Source organism: Burkholderia sp. Ed8 (assembly GCF_040761425.1).
Lineage (GTDB): Bacteria > Pseudomonadota > Gammaproteobacteria > Burkholderiales > Burkholderiaceae > Burkholderia > Burkholderia seminalis.
The window spans coordinates 158983-173707 of the sequence record NZ_CP142885.1 but is presented as its reverse complement, the minus strand read 5'-3'; the positions used below and the strand labels follow the sequence as shown (position 1 = coordinate 173707).

17 protein-coding genes are annotated in these 14725 nt (G+C 69.5%); 11 read left to right on the top strand and 6 right to left on the bottom strand.

Features of this window, described 5'->3' with window-relative positions; all coding sequences use genetic code 11:
• The first annotated feature begins 1 nt into the window (after nucleotide 1).
• From VXM69_RS00830 to VXM69_RS00810, 5 genes are all read left to right on the top strand, one after another.
• A complete protein-coding gene (locus tag VXM69_RS00830) occupies nucleotides 2–1045 on the top strand; it encodes an ABC transporter ATP-binding protein (RefSeq protein ID WP_367188802.1) in 1044 nt (347 codons plus the stop codon).
• 26 nt (nucleotides 1046–1071) lie between these two features.
• The gene (locus VXM69_RS00825) at nucleotides 1072–2160 is read left to right on the top strand and encodes an extracellular solute-binding protein (protein ID WP_034187686.1); all 1089 of its coding nucleotides are present in this window, start codon (nucleotides 1072–1074) and stop codon (nucleotides 2158–2160) included.
• A gap of 10 nt (nucleotides 2161–2170) precedes the next feature.
• Nucleotides 2171–3001, top strand: a complete 831-nt coding sequence (locus tag VXM69_RS00820; RefSeq protein ID WP_059559086.1) for an ABC transporter permease — start codon at nucleotides 2171–2173, stop codon at nucleotides 2999–3001.
• 76 nt (nucleotides 3002–3077) lie between these two features.
• A complete protein-coding gene (locus VXM69_RS00815) occupies nucleotides 3078–3533 on the top strand; it encodes a TIGR00725 family protein (RefSeq protein ID WP_124608557.1) in 456 nt (151 codons plus the stop codon).
• A gap of 97 nt (nucleotides 3534–3630) precedes the next feature.
• The gene (locus tag VXM69_RS00810; RefSeq protein WP_034187689.1) at nucleotides 3631–3825 is read left to right on the top strand and encodes a YqaE/Pmp3 family membrane protein; all 195 of its coding nucleotides are present in this window, start codon (nucleotides 3631–3633) and stop codon (nucleotides 3823–3825) included.
• An 18-nt stretch (nucleotides 3826–3843) separates the two neighbouring features.
• On the opposite strand, the gene VXM69_RS00805 is transcribed toward VXM69_RS00810, so the two are convergent.
• Nucleotides 3844–4749 carry a LysR substrate-binding domain-containing protein gene (locus VXM69_RS00805; protein ID WP_034187690.1) on the bottom strand — a complete coding sequence of 302 codons (906 nt, stop codon included), beginning with the start codon at nucleotides 4747–4749 and terminating at the stop codon, nucleotides 3844–3846.
• Nucleotides 4750–4928: 179 nt separating this feature from the next.
• Here VXM69_RS00805 and VXM69_RS00800 point away from each other — a divergent pair, with 179 nt between their 5' ends.
• Nucleotides 4929–5540 (top strand): hypothetical protein, encoded by a 612-nt coding sequence (locus VXM69_RS00800; RefSeq protein ID WP_226228983.1) that lies wholly within the window; start codon nucleotides 4929–4931, stop codon nucleotides 5538–5540.
• A gap of 79 nt (nucleotides 5541–5619) precedes the next feature.
• Here the strand turns inward: VXM69_RS00800 and VXM69_RS00795 are convergent, their stop codons facing one another.
• Genes VXM69_RS00795 through VXM69_RS00785 form a run of 3 tightly spaced genes read right to left on the bottom strand, consistent with a single transcriptional unit; the run spans nucleotide 5620 to nucleotide 8220 of the window.
• Nucleotides 5620–5799, bottom strand: a complete 180-nt coding sequence (locus VXM69_RS00795; RefSeq protein WP_034187692.1) for a hypothetical protein — start codon at nucleotides 5797–5799, stop codon at nucleotides 5620–5622.
• Nucleotides 5771–6778 (bottom strand): cytochrome d ubiquinol oxidase subunit II, encoded by a 1008-nt coding sequence (gene cydB / locus VXM69_RS00790; protein WP_034187693.1) that lies wholly within the window; start codon nucleotides 6776–6778, stop codon nucleotides 5771–5773. Before cydB ends, VXM69_RS00795 begins: the two co-directional genes overlap by 29 nt.
• 29 nt (nucleotides 6779–6807) lie before the next feature.
• Nucleotides 6808–8220, bottom strand: coding sequence for a cytochrome ubiquinol oxidase subunit I (locus tag VXM69_RS00785; RefSeq protein ID WP_124670390.1), 1413 nt, complete (start codon nucleotides 8218–8220; stop codon nucleotides 6808–6810).
• Between the two features lie 503 nt (nucleotides 8221–8723).
• Between VXM69_RS00785 and VXM69_RS00780 the strand changes: the two genes are divergently transcribed.
• From VXM69_RS00780 to ltaE, 3 genes are all read left to right on the top strand, one after another.
• Entirely contained in the window at nucleotides 8724–9056 is a 333-nt protein-coding gene (locus VXM69_RS00780; protein WP_034187696.1) for a hypothetical protein, read from the top strand.
• A 13-nt stretch (nucleotides 9057–9069) separates the two neighbouring features.
• Complete coding sequence (locus VXM69_RS00775; protein ID WP_367188801.1) at nucleotides 9070–9621, top strand: YMGG-like glycine zipper-containing protein; 552 nt, start codon at nucleotides 9070–9072, stop codon at nucleotides 9619–9621.
• A gap of 116 nt (nucleotides 9622–9737) precedes the next feature.
• On the top strand, nucleotides 9738–10751 hold the full coding sequence (gene ltaE / locus VXM69_RS00770; protein ID WP_124670388.1) for a low-specificity L-threonine aldolase: 1014 nt from the start codon (nucleotides 9738–9740) through the stop codon (nucleotides 10749–10751).
• 40 nt (nucleotides 10752–10791) lie between these two features.
• Here ltaE and VXM69_RS00765 read toward each other — a convergent pair whose 3' ends face one another.
• Complete coding sequence (locus VXM69_RS00765) at nucleotides 10792–11700, bottom strand: HTH-type transcriptional regulator ArgP (protein ID WP_049028996.1); 909 nt, start codon at nucleotides 11698–11700, stop codon at nucleotides 10792–10794.
• A gap of 302 nt (nucleotides 11701–12002) precedes the next feature.
• Between VXM69_RS00765 and VXM69_RS00760 the strand changes: the two genes are divergently transcribed.
• Nucleotides 12003–13073, top strand: coding sequence for an MBL fold metallo-hydrolase (locus VXM69_RS00760; protein WP_034187700.1), 1071 nt, complete (start codon nucleotides 12003–12005; stop codon nucleotides 13071–13073).
• Between the two features lie 121 nt (nucleotides 13074–13194).
• Nucleotides 13195–13854 carry a glutathione S-transferase family protein gene (locus tag VXM69_RS00755; protein WP_034187855.1) on the top strand — a complete coding sequence of 220 codons (660 nt, stop codon included), beginning with the start codon at nucleotides 13195–13197 and terminating at the stop codon, nucleotides 13852–13854.
• Between the two features lie 103 nt (nucleotides 13855–13957).
• Here the strand turns inward: VXM69_RS00755 and VXM69_RS00750 are convergent, their stop codons facing one another.
• Nucleotides 13958–14650 (bottom strand): phosphatase PAP2 family protein, encoded by a 693-nt coding sequence (locus tag VXM69_RS00750; protein WP_034187701.1) that lies wholly within the window; start codon nucleotides 14648–14650, stop codon nucleotides 13958–13960.
• Between the last annotated feature and the right edge of the window lie 75 nt (nucleotides 14651–14725).

The window sequence follows — 14725 nt, the reverse complement described above, 5'->3', positions numbered from 1 at the left end:
CATGAGTCTCGAATTCGAACACGTCAGTTTCCAGTATCCGGGCGCCCGCCATGGCGTCGACGACGTCACGTTGTCCGCCGCGCAGGGCGAACTGCTCGCGGTGATGGGGCGCAGCGGCTCCGGCAAATCCACGCTGCTGAGGCTCGCGGCCGGGCTGCTCGACGGCTGGCGCGGCCGCATCGCGATCGGCCGCGCCGACGTGGCCGGCGTGCCCGTGTGGCGTCGCGAAGTGGGGATGGTGTTCCAGCATTACGCGCTGTTCCCGAACCTGTCGGTCGTCGACAACGTCGCGTACGGGCTGCGCATGCGCGGCGTGGCGGCCGACCTGCGGCGCCGGCGCGCGCTCGACATGCTCGAGCGGGTCGGGCTGGCGGCCCATGCGACGCGCGGCGTCGCGATGCTGTCCGGTGGCCAGCAGCAGCGCGTCGCGCTCGCGCGGGCGCTCGTGATCGAGCCGAAGCTGTTGCTGCTCGACGAGCCGCTGGCGGCGCTCGATGCCGGCATCCGCCACCAACTGCGCGACGAGATCCGCGCGCTGCAGCGCGCATGCGGCGCGACGACGCTCTTCGTCACGCACGACCAGGACGAAGCGCTGAGCATGGCCGACCGCGTCGCGATCGTCGACGGCGGCCGCGTGCTCCAGGCCGGCACGCCGCGCGACCTGTACGAACGCCCGGCCACCGCGCAGGTCGCGCGCTTCGTCGGGCATTCGACGCTGCTGCGCGGGCAGGTGCGCGCGCACGGCGAGATCGACGTGCGTTTCGCGACCCTGCGTGCGGAAACGGGTGCGCATCGGCCGGGCGACGCGATCGCGGTGCTCGTGCGGCCCGAGCACGTGCAGGCCGATCCGCCGGCGCACAGCACCAATCGCATCGAAGGCCGCCGCGGCGACGTGCGGTACTTCGGCGCGACGCAGCGCTACGACTTCATTCCGGACGGCTCGGCCGACGTGCTGTTGTGCGAAGGGCGCGAGCCGGCCGTGCGCAGCATCGCGCTCGACCCGCGCCATCTGCTCGTGCTGCCGGCTGCGCCGGACGCGCACTGATTCCTTTCGTTTAACGGAGATTCACGATGCTTGCAGGCTCCCCTCTTGTGAAAGCCATGCGCGCCCGCGTGCTGGCGCTGTGTGCGCTCGCGGCGCTCTCTTGCGCGGCGGCGCAGGCCGCGCCGCTGTACCCGGGCGAAGACGCGCTGTACGCGAAGGCGGCCGACGAAGGGCTCGTCGTGTCGTTCGACACCGGCCCCGAATGGGCGAACTGGAAGGCGCTGTTCGCCGAATTCCGCAAGCGCTATCCGAAGGTCGAGATCACGTACAACGACATCGGCTCGGCCGCGACCGTCGTCGCGCTCGACAAGTCGCGCCGCCGCCCGCAGGCCGACACCGCGTACTACTTCGCGGCGTCGGCGCTCGATGCGGCCGGCAAGGATGTCGTCGCGCCGTTCCGGCCGGTCAATTTCGACAAGCTGCCGGGCGTGTTCCGCGCGACCGACGGCCGCTGGTTCGCCGTGCATTCGCTGAACATCGCGTTCCTCGTCAACCGGAAGCTCGTCAAGAACGTGCCGCAGCGCTGGTCCGACCTGCTGAAGCCCGAGTACCGCAACGCGGTGGTCTATCTCGATCCGCGCTCCACGGGGCAGGGCCAGGTCGCGGTGTTCGCGGCCGCGTATGCGAACGGCGGCAGCGTCGAGAACCCGAAGCCGGGTGCGGATTTCTTCGGCAAGCTGAAGCAGGCCGGCAACGTGCTGCGCGTCGAGGGCACGACGCCGTACGCGAAGTTCGTGAAGGGCGAGATCCCGATCCTGATCGGCTACGAGAACGACGGACTCAAGGCGAAGTACGCGGACGGCATGGGCGACGCGGCCGACATCGTGATTCCGCAGGACGGCAGCGTGTCGGCGCCCTATGCGATGAGTCTCGTGAAGAACGGCCCGAATCCGTCGGCCGCGCAGCTCTGGCTCAACCTGGTGATGAGCGACGTCGGGCAGGCGCTGTTCGCGCAAGGCTACGTGCGCCCGGCGGTGCCCGGCACGCCGGTCGCACCGGAGGTCGCGGCGAAGCTGCCGAACGCGCCGCAGGTGCGCCCGCTCGATGTCGCGAAGGCGGCGGCGCGCAAGGCCGAGGTCGACCAGCTCTGGTCGCAGGCCACGCTCGGCCAGTAAGGGGCACGGAATGCAGGCCTCCTTACCGGCGCGCGGCGTGCTGCGCCGCTTCGGCGCGCTGCCCGCCGCGGCCTTGCTCGCGGTGTGCTTCGTGCTGCCGCTGGCCGCGCTGGTCGGCGCCGCGTTCGACGGCGGCGGCCGTGCGTTCGCGGCGGTGTGGCGCGATCCGCTCGTCGCCGACGCGATCGCTCGCTCGCTCGCGCTGGCGATGAGCGCCGGCACGCTGTCGGTCGGCGTCGGCGTGCCGGTCGCGTTCGCGCTGGCCGGGCAGTCGCCGGCCCGCCGCCATTGGTCGCTCGCGCTGCTCGGCGTGCCGCTCGCGTTCTCCGGGCTGGTGATCGCGTACGGCTTCATCCTCGCGTTCGGCCGCGCGGGCTTCGTGACCACGCTGCTGGCCGCGCTGGGCGCCGATCCGACCGTGGTCGGCGGCGCGATCTACACGATGCCGGGGCTCGCGTTCGCCTACGCGTACTACCTGATTCCGCGCGTCGCGCTGATGATCTACCCGGCGCTCGCGAATCTCGACCGGCGGCCGCTCGACGCCGCGCTGACGCTCGGCGCGCGGCCGTGGCGCGCGTGGCTCGACGTCGCGTGGCGCGAGCTGTGGCCGTCCGTCGCGTCCGCCTGGTGCCTCGTCACCGCGATCGCGCTCGGCACCTACGGCACGGCGATCGCGCTGGCCGGCACGCAGATCAACATCCTGCCGCTGCTGATGTATCTGAAGCTGTCGGACGGGCAAACCGATTTTTCGCAGGCAGCCGTGCTGTCGATCGTGCTGACGGCCATCTGTACCTGCGTTCTGGCACTGGGAGAAGGCCTTGTTCGCCAACGACGTCATTGAATGCGCGTGGTCCGAACCGGCGCGCGACGCGCTCGCGCGGCTGGCGCAGCGGCAACGCGGCGCCAGCCGGCACCGGATGCCGGCGGGCCTGATCGGCCCGCGCGACGCGACCGACGAGCAGATGCGCGTCGCGGAACGGATCGCGCACGCCGTGGCGTCGACGGGCGTGGCGCTCGTCGGCGGCGGCAAGCAGGGCGTGATGGAGGCCGCCGCGCGCGGCGCGCATGCGGCGGGCGGCTGCGCGATCGGGCTGTTGCCCGAGGACGATGCGACGCTGGCGAATCCCTACCTGAGCGTCGCGCTGCCGACCGGGCTCGGCATCACGCGCAATGCGCTGGTCGCGCGTGCGTCGCTGTGCCTGATCGCAGTCGGCGGCGGGCTCGGCACGCTGTCCGAAATCGCGCTCGGGTTGCAGTGGGGCAAGCCGGTATTCACGATCTGCGGTGCGCCGCAGGTAGCGGGCGTCGAGTGCTTCGACGAAGCGGACGCGCTCGTCGCGCGCGTCGCGCAGTGGCTGGCGGATTCGGCGTAGCGCCGATGGGGCGCCGGGCACGGGCTTGAAATGACGGGCGCCACCCGTCATATTGGCTGCGCATCACCCGTTCAACGACGCACCGAGAGGATCGTTCATGCGCCTTCTGCTTGCCCTGCTGCTGCCGTGGTTCCAGTTTTTCACGATCGGCCGCCCGATCGCCGGGATCATCTGCCTGGTCCTGCAAATCACGATCATCGGCTGGCTGCCGGCCGCGATCTGGTCGGTGTATGCGTTGAGCCAGTACAAGACCGACCGCAAGATCGACGCGGCGTTGCGCGAGCGGCGGTGACGCGGGCATCGCCGTCCGTTACCGCGGCGGCGGGCCGTCCAGTTCCTCGGCTCGGGCGAACAGCCAGTCGACGAACGTGCGCAGCGCCGGATCGCCGTCGTTGCGATACAGGCAATGAAACGGCGGCCCTTCCAGGTGCACTTCCGGAAACAGGGCAACCAGCCGGCCGCTCGCGAGCGCGTCGCGCACCACGGCGCGTGGCGCGAGGCACACGCCGAGCCCGCTCGCGGCCGCCTGGATCAACAGGAAGAACTCGCGATAGAACGGCCCGCGCAGCGTTTCGGTGACGTCCGTGCCGGCCTGGTGGAACCAGTATTGCCACGCTTGCGGCAGCCCGGCGTAGTGGAGCAGCGGCGCGTTGCGCAGGTCCGCCGGCACGCGCGCCCGTTCGAGCACCGGATGGCCGGGCGCGCACACGGGGAGCGCGACGTTCGCGAGCAGCGGGCGCGACACGAAGCCCTTGCGGCGGAGCTCCGGCGTGTACCGGCGGATCACGATGTCGCACGTTTCGTCGATCTGGTCGCGCTCGGCATCGGCGTTCGTGACGAGTTGTACGTCGATATCGGGATGCGCGGCCTGGAACGCGGCCAGTTGCGTCAGCAACCATCCATGCGCGAACGACACCGAGGCATTGACCCGAATCGCATGGCCGCCGACGGGCTCGAACATCTGCCCGGTCGCCTGCGCGAGCCGGCCGAGGCAGCTCGCGACGTCGACGAGGTAATGCCGCGCGCGCGGCGTGAGCCGCAGCGAACGCCCGTCGCGTTCGAACAGCTTCTGTCCGAAGAACGATTCGAGCACGCGGATCTGCTGCGCGATCGCGCTCTGGGTCACGTTCAGTTCCTCGGCGGCGAGGGTGAGGCTCTGCAGGCGGCCGGCGGCTTCGAAGCTGCGCAGCGCGTTCAGGGGCGGCAATCGGCGCATCGTGAGATCGCGAAGAAAAGCTACACAGTGAGTCTGAAAATGTCGTTTGTCGCGGCTGTGGCGCGTCCCTAAGATGACGCCGACAGGAGAAAACCGCGATGACGATCATAGCGCCCCCCGATTGCCGATCAACAGGAATTCGCCGCGGCATTCTTGACCGCCGCACGGCGCGGTGCGCGATGCGCCGCGTGGCAGCGGTGCCGCCGGTGCGCGGTCGCGGTGTGCTGGCGCTCGCCTGCGCCGGGCTGCTGGCGATGCTGGCCGGGTGCGCGGCGAAGCCGCAAAACGAACGTCAGATCGGCAGCGGCGGATCGCTGGTGCGCTACAGCGCCAGCCAGACCGAAGTCGACCTGACGGACAGCGAACAGCAGACGCTGCGCATGATGAGCGATCGTCGTTATGCGGGGGCGACGCAGGCGCGCACGCTCGACGCGGCGGCGGCCGTGCTGCGCGCGCAGGGCTATGCGCCGGTGACGGTCGATCGCGATATGGGGCTGATCGAAGGCGGCCGCAGCGACACGCTGGTTCCGAAGTGGCGGCAACTGCTGCGCGGCGCGCTGAAGGCGAGGATCGGCGGCTTGCCGGCCAAACCGGATCACGAGCGCGTGGCCGCCGTCGTCGCGGTTCGCGTGACGCCGGCGCGCGACGCGATCGTGCGCGCGCGTTTCGACCGCACGGTATGGGACAGCAACGGCGATTCGCGGATGAAGACCGTCGTCGAGCCCGATTACTACCGGGCCTTCTTCAGCGCGATGGACAAGGCGATGTGCACGACGTCGTGCGAGCGGTGACCGGCTCGAAGCCGCGACCGCCAACGACAACGAAAAAACGGCCGCCCCGACCGTCGTTCGACCGGGGCGGCCGCCTGGCTTACTTCACGGCGAACAGCGTCAGGTTCATGAAGATCTTGAACGCATAACCGAGCGTGACGGCGCCGATCACGCCGCCCGCCCACAGCACGACGAACCACATCCAGCCGCGCATCCGCGGCCGTGGCGCCTCGGGCGGGCGATCGGCGGAATCAGTGGTGGTAGTAATGCTGGTCTTCATGGCGCACCTTGCCTCGGAATACCCAGTAACCCATCGTCGTGTAGGCGATGATGATCGGGAGGATAACCGCTGCGCCGACCAGCGTGAAGGTCTGGCTCGAACGCGGCGCCGCCGCTTCCCAGATCGTCATCGTCTGAGGAATCGCATACGGGAACAGCGTGACGAGCAGGCCGACATAGCCGAGCAGCACCAGCGCCAGCGCGAGCACGAACGGCGTCATGTCGTGCCGGTCGCGTACCGCGCGGCGCATCCACACCGCGCACCCGGCGACCAGGAACGGCACCGGCAGCAGGCGCCAGAACAGCCCCGAGTCGAACCAGCGCTGCGCGATGGCCGGATCCTGCAGCGGCGTCCACAGGCTGACGACCGCGATGAAGCCGAGCAGCACGACGGTCAGCGGCCACACGACGCGATGCAGGCGGCGCTGCAGGTCGCCTTCGGTCTTCGCGACGAGCCAGCAGCAGCCGAGCAGCGCATAGGTGACGATCAGGCCGAGGCCCGTCAGCAGGCTGAACGGCGTGAGCCAGTCGAACGCGTCGCCGGCGAACACGCCGTCCTTCACGTTGATGCCCTGCAGGAACGCGCCGAGCGCGATGCCCTGGAACAGCGTCGCGCCGGCCGAGCCGCCGATGAACGCGAGATCCCACAGCTGCTTCGTGCGGCGCGCCTTCGCGCGGATCTCGAACGATACGCCGCGAAAGATCAGGCACACCAGCATGAAGATCAGCGGCAGGTACAGCGCGGACAACACGGTCGAATAGACGATCGGGAACACCGCGAACAGCCCCGCGCCGCCGAGCACGAGCCACGTCTCGTTGCCGTCCCATACGGGGGCGACCGTGTTCATCATCAGGTCGCGTTCCTTCTCGTCCGGGAAGAACGGGAAGACGATGCCGATGCCGAGGTCGAAGCCGTCGAGCACGACGTACATGAAGAGCCCCAATGCGATGATCGCGGCCCAGATTACGGTGACGTCCATAGATTTTCTCGTATTCGGATGGGGTGGGCTCAGACGGTCTCGATCAGCTCGTCGACGGCCGACATCGGGCGGCGCGCGGTGTGATCGGGGCGCGTGTCGGGCGTGTCGTCGTGCTTCGCGTCGGGCAGCGCGGGGCCGGCCTTCATCAGCTTGAGCATGTAGTACACGCCGGTGCCGAACACGAGGAAGTACACGATCACGAACGTCATCATCGACAGGCTGACCTGTTGCACCGACAGCGGCGACACGGCCTGCGCGGTACGCATCACGCCGTACACGACCCACGGCTGGCGGCCCGCTTCGGTCGTCACCCAGCCCGCGAGCAGCGACACGAAACCGGTCGGGCCCATCACGAGCGCGAAGCGCTGGAACCCCTTCGATTCATACAGGCGGCCGCGGCGGCGCAGGAGCCACGCGAGCGCGGCGAGGCCGATCATCGCGAAGCCGAGGCCGACCATGATCCGGAAGCTCCAGAACACGACCGTCGAGTTCGGGCGGTCTTCCGGCGGGAATTCCTTCAGCCCGCGGATTTCGCCGTCCCAGCTGTGCGTGAGGATCAGGCTGCCGAGGTGCGGCACCTGCACCGCGTAGCGCGTCGTTTCCGCCTTCATGTCCGGGATGCCGAACAGGTTGAGCGCCGTGCCGCCCTTTTCGGTTTCCCACAGCCCTTCGATCGCGGCGATCTTCGCGGGCTGGTGCTTCAGCGTGTTGATGCCGTGCTGGTCGCCGATCACGGCCTGCAGCGGCGCGAGCACGAGCAGCAGCCACAGCGCCATCGAGAACATCTTCTTCACGCCCTTGTCGCGGCGGCCCTTCAGCAGGTGCCACGCGCCCGTCGCGGCCACCACCAGCGCCGCGACGATGAACGCGGCGATCGCCATGTGGAACAGGCGGTACGGGAACGACGGATTGAAGATGATCGCGAACCAGTCGGTCGGCACGACGCGGCCGTCGACGATCTCGAAGCCCTGCGGCGTCTGCATCCAGCTGTTCGACGCGAGGATCCAGAACGTCGAGATCAGCGTGCCGATCGCGACCATCAGCGTCGCGCCGAAGTGCGCGCGCGGGCTCACGCGGTTCCAGCCGAACAGCATGATGCCGAGGAAGCCGGCTTCCAGGAAGAACGCGGTCATGACCTCGTACATCAGCAGCGGCCCGGTGACGGCGCCGGCGAAGCTCGAGAAGCCCGACCAGTTCGTGCCGAACTGGTAGCTCATCACGACGCCGGAGACGACGCCCATCCCGAACGCGACCGCGAAGATCTTCGACCAGAACAGACAGAGGGTCTTGTAGTACTGCTTGCCGGTCTTGAGCCAGCGGTATTCGAGCACGGCGATGAAGCTGGCGAGGCCGATGCTCAGTGCCGGAAAGACGATGTGAAAGGAGACGGTGAACGCGAATTGCAGGCGGGCCAGATCGAGGGCCGAAAGTGCGGTGTCCATACCAGATGACCGAAGCTGACGATACCCGCCGGCGGGTGCCGGCGGACCCCGGCGGACAGGCGTCGGGGTTGGCTGGAGTATGCGTCGCGATGTTGCACCGCGAAATGCGCCAACTCGTCGCAGATGTCCAGCCCGCCGCGCGCGATGTCGGGATAAATCGTTGATTCGTATCAAGAAGCCTGTTCGCGGCGCGCACGACCATGGCGTGGCGGTCTGACGCACGTGCGTCAATATGGCGCGCCGCGTCATCGGAACGGTTTCGATCGTCCGGAAACGGCGCGGCGGGCAGCCCGTGCGCGGCGCGCGAGGCAGCCGATCCGTTTCGGCGCGTTAGCGCGTAATGCACGCGGCCGTGGCGGCGGGCCGTCGCCGGGAGCGGCTGTCACACGGGTAACGCCGCGCAACATTGGCGCGGCCGGCCGTAATGGATGCCGGATCGCGCGCGGCGTAGCGTTTCGGGTGTCGGGTTCGTATCGGCGAACCGGCCTGCTGGAGAACGTGACGTGAATGGATTGAAGCTCGCGCTGGGCGCGGCAGCCGCGGTGGCGTTCGCGACGGGCGGCGTGGCGCATGCCGCCCGGGTCGGGGTCTATGTCGGCCCCGGCTTCGGCTACCCCTATTACTACCCTGTCGTCCCCGCGCCTTACTACTACCCGCCGCCCGTCGTCGCGGTACCGGTCGATCCGCCGCCGCCGCCCGAATATGTCGAGAAGGGCCAGCCGCAGGACAACGGCGACGCGAACCTCTGGTATTACTGCGACGCGTCGAAGCACTACTACCCGTATGTGAAGACCTGCAAGTCGGGCTGGCGATCGGTGCCGGCGCGGCCGCAGTGACGGAGGCGCGACGATGACATCCGCATTTCGATTCTTGCGCGTGCCGGCCGCGCTGGCGCTGGCCGGCTGCCTCGGCGCATGCGCGTACCTGCCGACCGGGCCGAGCGTGATGGCGCTGCCGGGCACCGGCAAGTCGTTCGACCAGTTCCGCGCCGACGACGGCAGTTGCCGCCAGTACGCGTTCGGGCAATCGGGCGGCGTGAGCGCCGGGCAGGCGTCGACCGCCAGCGCGGTCGGCAGCGCCGCCGTCGGCACCGCGCTCGGCGCGGCGGCCGGCGCCGCGTTCAACGGCGGCACCGGTGCGGCCGTGGGCGCCGGCGCGGGGCTGCTCGCGGGCAGTGTCGTCGGCGCGGGCGCCGCGCAGGGCTCGGCCTACGACGTCCAGCGCCGCTACGACTACGCGTATCTGCAATGCATGTACGCAACGGGCAATCGCGTGCCGGTGCCGGGCGGAATGAGCGGCGGCAGTGGCGGCGGGTATGGCGGCGGCGGATACGGCGGCGCGCCGCGCGCGGCGCCGCCGATGCCGCCGGCCGGCGTCCAGCCGCCGCCGCCGCGATACTGACCATGCGATTGCCGCTCGACGGGCGGCACGCGCTGCGTGAATTGCGTACACTCTGAGTCTCGTTTCGGCAGGGCCGGGCGCAGCGATGCCGGCCCGCGTTTACTCAGGGCATAGCGATGATCGATTTACGCAGCGATACCGTGACACGTCCGAGCCAGGCAATGCTGGCCGCCATGACTGCCGCCGAGACCGGCGACGACGTGTGGGGCGACGACCCGACCGTGCTGCGCCTGCAGGCGGTGACGGCCGAGCGCGCGGGCAAGGAAGCCGGCCTGTTCTTCCCGAGCGGCACGCAGAGCAACCTGGCCGCGCTGATGTCGCATTGCGAGCGGGGCGACGAGTACATCGTCGGCCAGCTCGCGCACACCTACAAGTACGAAGGCGGCGGCGCGGCCGTGCTCGGCAGCATCCAGCCGCAGCCGATCGAGAATGCGCCGGACGGCACGCTGCCGCTCGCGAAGATCGCCGCGGCGATCAAGCCGCTCGACAATCACTTTGCCCGCACGCGCCTGCTCGCGCTCGAGAACACGATCGGCGGCCAGGTGTTGCCGGACGGTTATGTGCAGGAAGCCGTCGCGTTCGCGCGCAGCCGCGGGCTGTCCGCGCACCTCGACGGCGCGCGCGTGTGCAACGCGGCCGTCGCGTCGGGGCGCCCGATCGCCGAGCTGTGCGCGCCGTTCGACACCGTGTCGATCTGCTTCTCGAAAGGGCTCGGCGCGCCGGTCGGCTCGGTGCTGGTCGGCAGCCGCGCGCTGATCGAACGTGCGCAGCGCTGGCGCAAGGTGCTGGGCGGCGGGATGCGGCAGTCGGGCATTCTCGCGGCGGCGTGCCTGTATGCGCTCGACCACAACGTCGAGCGGCTCGCGGACGATCACGCGAATGCCGCGCATCTCGCGGCAGGCCTCGCGCGCATCGACGCGGTGAAGGTGCTGTCGCATGCGACGAACATGGTGTTCGCGCAATTTCCCGAAGCCGATTGCGCGCCGCTCGAGGCGTGGCTCAAGGCGCGCGGGATTCTCACGCAGATGTTGTATGCGTCGCGCTTCGTCACGCACTGCGACGTGTCGCGCGCGGATATCGATACCTTCCTCGGCGCGGTCGGCGAATACTTCGCGCAGCGGCGCGCGTAACGGCCGCGAGCCGGCTTCGTCGCCAGCGCGCCGCCTCAGGTCATGTCGGCAGCGGCGCGAGCAATCGGCGCGCCGCTTCGACGACGCGCGCCGACAGCGACGCCATCGTCGGCGACTGCACGGTCCACGCGTGCCAGTACAGCGTGACATCGGTCGGATGCGCGGGCGCGAGATCGACGAGCCCTTGCGCATCGAGCGGCGTCGCGCCGATCAGCGGCTCCGGCACCATCGCGTAGCCGAGCCCGTGCCGCACCGCCGCGAAGTGCGAGTGGGTGCCGGGCACGTAGTGGCACGGGTACGCGCCGTCCGGCAGCCCGAACTTTTCCTTCAGGAACGACGACTGCAGCGTGTCGCGCCGTGAATACGCGACGACGGGCGCCTTGCGCGCGCTCGTGCGGTTCAGCCCGCGCGGGAACCAGCGCACCGCGAACGCGGCGGCCGCGAGCAGCCGGTAGCGCATCGTGCCGAGCGGCGTCGCGATGCAGCCGCGCATCGGCTTCGGTTCGGTCGTCACGCAGCCGACCGCCATCCCGCTTTCGAGCAGCGCGAACGTATGGTCCTGATCCTCGACGATCAGCTCGAACAGGATGCGCTCGCCCGCGAGCACGGATGTCAGCGCGGGCAGGAACCACGTGCCGAGGCTGTCGGAATTCAGCGCGATCGTCACCGAGATCGGCGATTCGCGCTCGGTCGCGAGCGTGCTTTGCAGGTCGGCCTGCAGCAGCGCGACGCGGCGCAGATGCTGCAGCACGCGCTGGCCGGCCACCGTCGGTCGGCATGGCCGCGTGCGCAGCACGAGCGGCGTGCCGAGGCTGGCTTCCAGCGCGCGGACCCGCTGCGTGACGGCGGACGCGGTCACGTGCAGGCGCACGGCCGCCTGCTCGAAGCTGCCGGTGTCGGCGACGGCCAGCAGCGCGGCGGCCTGCTTCGGATCGATCGTCATCGACATGTCGGTGGCATTCCTGTGAACTGTGACGAAAACAGGCCGTAGTGTAAGGCAGTGCGCGCAACCATCCGGGCGTGGCGAATCGTCCCGGCGTGTGCGATTCGTCTTCGGAATCGGTCGCCGCGCACCGTACCCCGGCGGCGCATGCATTTTGATCTACGCTGTAGGGAGGGCGAAACGCAACGCGCGCGATGCCGCTCGCGCGACGGCGATGTCATCATGCCGACGCCGGTGCCGGACGACGATGTGCGGCACGCAGGCCCGCCCCCACCTCACCGAAGAACCGGCGACGGAGAACCCGAGCGATGATCTTCCGGCAACTTTTCGATCCGCAATCGTCGACTTACACGTATCTGCTCGCCGACCGCGCGTCGCGCGAAGCGCTGCTGATCGACCCGGTGTTCGAGCAGGTGCGCCGCGACGCGGCGCTGCTCGACGAACTCGGGCTGCGGCTCGTCGCGACCGTCGACACGCACGTGCATGCCGATCACGTGACCGGCGCGTGGCTGCTGAAACAGCGCACGGGCAGTGCGATCGCGATCTCGGCCGCGAGCGGCGCGCAGGGCGCCGACCGCTACCTGAACGACGGCGACCGCTGTGCGTTCGGCGCGCGTTACCTGACCGTGCGCGCGACGCCCGGCCACACGAGCGGCTGCATCAGCCTCGTGCTCGACGACGAATCGATGGCGTTCACCGGCGATTGCCTGCTGATCCGCGGCACCGGCCGCACCGACTTCCAGCAGGGCGACCCGCGCGCGCTGTATCGCGCGGTGCACGGCCGGCTCTTCACGCTGCCGGCCGCCTGCCTGCTCTATCCGGCGCACGACTATCGCGGGCTCACCGTGACGAGCGTCGGCGAGGAGCGGCGTTTCAATCCGCGCCTCGGCGGCGACCTCAGCGAGGACGATTTCGCGGGCTACATGCGCAACCTCGGGCTCGCGCACCCGCGCCAGATCGACGTCGCGGTGCCGGCGAACCTCCAATGCGGGGTCGCCGCGAACGCGCCCGATGCCCAGGCGGCGCCCGATTGGGCGCCCCTCGTCTATACGTTCGCCGGGTTCTGGGAAATCGATCCGCAGTGGCTCGAGGATCATCTGTCGGCCGTGCAGGTCGTCGACGTGCGCGAGCCGGACGAATTCACGGGCCCGCTCGGCCACCTGCCCGGCGCGACGCCGATTCCGCTCGGCGAACTGGCCGCACGCGCCGGCGAGATCGCGCGCGACCGGCCGGTCGTGACCGTGTGCCGGGCCGGCGGGCGCTCCGCGCAGGCCACCGTGATCCTGCTGAAGGCCGGCTTCGACGCGGTCGCGAATCTCGGTGGCGGGATGCTGCGCTGGCGCGCCGAGGGGCGCGTCGTGATGGACGGCCGGTCGTAGCGATCCGAAGCCGAAAAAAATGCCGGACCGATGTCGAAACGGCCCGGCGCCGTTCGTCGTCCAGGTATCCGACCACGTGGCGCCGCACGACGCGGCGCCCACCACCCAGAGAGGCCGCGCGATGATGCCGACGCTTTACGCCCATCCCTTTTCGTCCTACTGCCAGAAGGTGCTGACCGCGCTGTACGAGAACGGCACGCCATTCGAGTATCGCCTGCTCGCGCACGACGATCCGAAGCCGATGCAGGAACTGACCGCGCTGTGGCCGCTGAAGCGCTTTCCGGTGCTGGTCGAGGCGGGTCGCACGGTGATCGAGGCGTCGATCATCATCGAGTATCTCGGCCTGAACCATCCGGGCCCCGTGCGCCTCTTGCCCGACGATCCGCACGCCGCGCTCGAGGTGCGGATGATGGATCGCTTCTTCGACAACTACGTGTCGACGCCGCAGCAGAAGGTCGTGCACGACGCGTTGCGCCGGGAAGGCGAACGCGATGCACGCGGCGTCGCCGATGCGCGCGCGATGCTCGATACGTCGTATGCGTGGCTGGACCAGAAGATGGCCGATCGCGAATGGGCGGCCGGCGATCATTTCAGCCTCGCCGATTGCGGCGCGGCGCCGTTCCTGTTCTACGCGGACTGGACGCACCGGATCGATCCGCGGTTCGCGAACGTGATCGCGTACCGCAAGCGTCTGCTCGCGCGGCCGTCGTTTGCGCGGGCGGTCGACGAGGCGCGGCCGTTTCGCGCGTTCTTCCCGCTCGGCGCGCCCGATCGCGACTGACGTGCGCGGCCGGCGCGCGGCGCGCCGCTGCCGCGCAGGGCCGGCAGCGCATGCCGGGGCGACGGAACGACAGCAGCAGGGGCAGCATCGCGGCACCGGCCCGTCACATCGTCTGCGTGACCGACTGCGCGAGCGTCAGCAGTTCGTCGAACTGCGTGATCAACTCGAAGCACAGCAGGAACGCGAGCGTATAGGCCGGCGCGGGGAAGCGCCGGATCGTCTCCAGCACCTGCGGCGCGAAGCGCGACCGGATCGCGTCGCGCGTCAGCAGCCACGCGATCGCGATGCCGATCGCGGCGCCCGCGATCAGGTCGGTCGGGTAGTGGAAGCCGAGATACGCGCGCGGCAGGCAGATGAAGACGACCGAATACAGCAGCGCGACGATGCCGATGCGGCGCGCGATGATGAAGATACCGGTCGCGATCGCCATCCACAGCATCGCGTGATCGCTCGGAAACGAACTCCATGCCTGCAGCGTCGCCGCGCGCAGTCCGGCCGACGGGAAGTGCAGGTGGAGATCGGGGTTGTAGATCGGCCGCACGCGGAACGGCAGCACCTGGGCGAGCACCCGGCCGATCGCGAGCGCGACGAGCCCGCTCGCGATCGTCGCGACGACCAGTTCGCGTTGCCGGTCGCGGTTCGGGCCTGGCTGGAACCACAGCCAGCACAGCACGGGAATGAGCACGAAGCCCTTGAACGTGTACAGGCCGGCAATCACGCGAATCGCGTGATTCATCAGCGGGCCGAACGTCACGTGGGTGAGGAAGATCTGGATCGAGGTGTCGAAATCGTTCATGTTCCGGGCGACCCGGGCGGACGCGCAGCGCATGACAGGCGGCCGGCAGGATCGGAAAGCGCGCTCGCACCGGAG

Excerpts from the sequence above, each read along its gene's own strand:
- VXM69_RS00775 (WP_367188801.1), top strand. The coding sequence starts at position 9,070 with ATGACATCCGCATTTCGATTCTTGCGCGTGCCGGCCGCGCTGGCGCTG.
- VXM69_RS00800 (WP_226228983.1), top strand. The coding sequence starts at position 4,929 with ATGCGCCGCGTGGCAGCGGTGCCGCCGGTGCGCGGTCGCGGTGTGCTG.
- VXM69_RS00750 (WP_034187701.1), bottom strand. The coding sequence starts at position 14,650 with ATGAACGATTTCGACACCTCGATCCAGATCTTCCTCACCCACGTGACG.
- VXM69_RS00755 (WP_034187855.1), top strand. The coding sequence starts at position 13,195 with ATGATGCCGACGCTTTACGCCCATCCCTTTTCGTCCTACTGCCAGAAG.
- VXM69_RS00815 (WP_124608557.1), top strand. The coding sequence starts at position 3,078 with ATGCCGGCGGGCCTGATCGGCCCGCGCGACGCGACCGACGAGCAGATG.
- VXM69_RS00805 (WP_034187690.1), bottom strand. The coding sequence starts at position 4,749 with ATGCGCCGATTGCCGCCCCTGAACGCGCTGCGCAGCTTCGAAGCCGCC.
- VXM69_RS00810 (WP_034187689.1), top strand. The coding sequence starts at position 3,631 with ATGCGCCTTCTGCTTGCCCTGCTGCTGCCGTGGTTCCAGTTTTTCACG.
- cydB (WP_034187693.1), bottom strand. The coding sequence starts at position 6,778 with ATGGACGTCACCGTAATCTGGGCCGCGATCATCGCATTGGGGCTCTTC.
- VXM69_RS00765 (WP_049028996.1), bottom strand. The coding sequence starts at position 11,700 with ATGTCGATGACGATCGATCCGAAGCAGGCCGCCGCGCTGCTGGCCGTC.
- VXM69_RS00825 (WP_034187686.1), top strand. The coding sequence starts at position 1,072 with ATGCTTGCAGGCTCCCCTCTTGTGAAAGCCATGCGCGCCCGCGTGCTG.
- VXM69_RS00760 (WP_034187700.1), top strand. The coding sequence starts at position 12,003 with ATGATCTTCCGGCAACTTTTCGATCCGCAATCGTCGACTTACACGTAT.
- VXM69_RS00820 (WP_059559086.1), top strand. The coding sequence starts at position 2,171 with ATGCAGGCCTCCTTACCGGCGCGCGGCGTGCTGCGCCGCTTCGGCGCG.
- VXM69_RS00785 (WP_124670390.1), bottom strand. The coding sequence starts at position 8,220 with ATGGACACCGCACTTTCGGCCCTCGATCTGGCCCGCCTGCAATTCGCG.
- VXM69_RS00795 (WP_034187692.1), bottom strand. The coding sequence starts at position 5,799 with ATGAAGACCAGCATTACTACCACCACTGATTCCGCCGATCGCCCGCCC.
- ltaE (WP_124670388.1), top strand. The coding sequence starts at position 9,738 with ATGATCGATTTACGCAGCGATACCGTGACACGTCCGAGCCAGGCAATG.
- VXM69_RS00830 (WP_367188802.1), top strand. The coding sequence starts at position 2 with ATGAGTCTCGAATTCGAACACGTCAGTTTCCAGTATCCGGGCGCCCGC.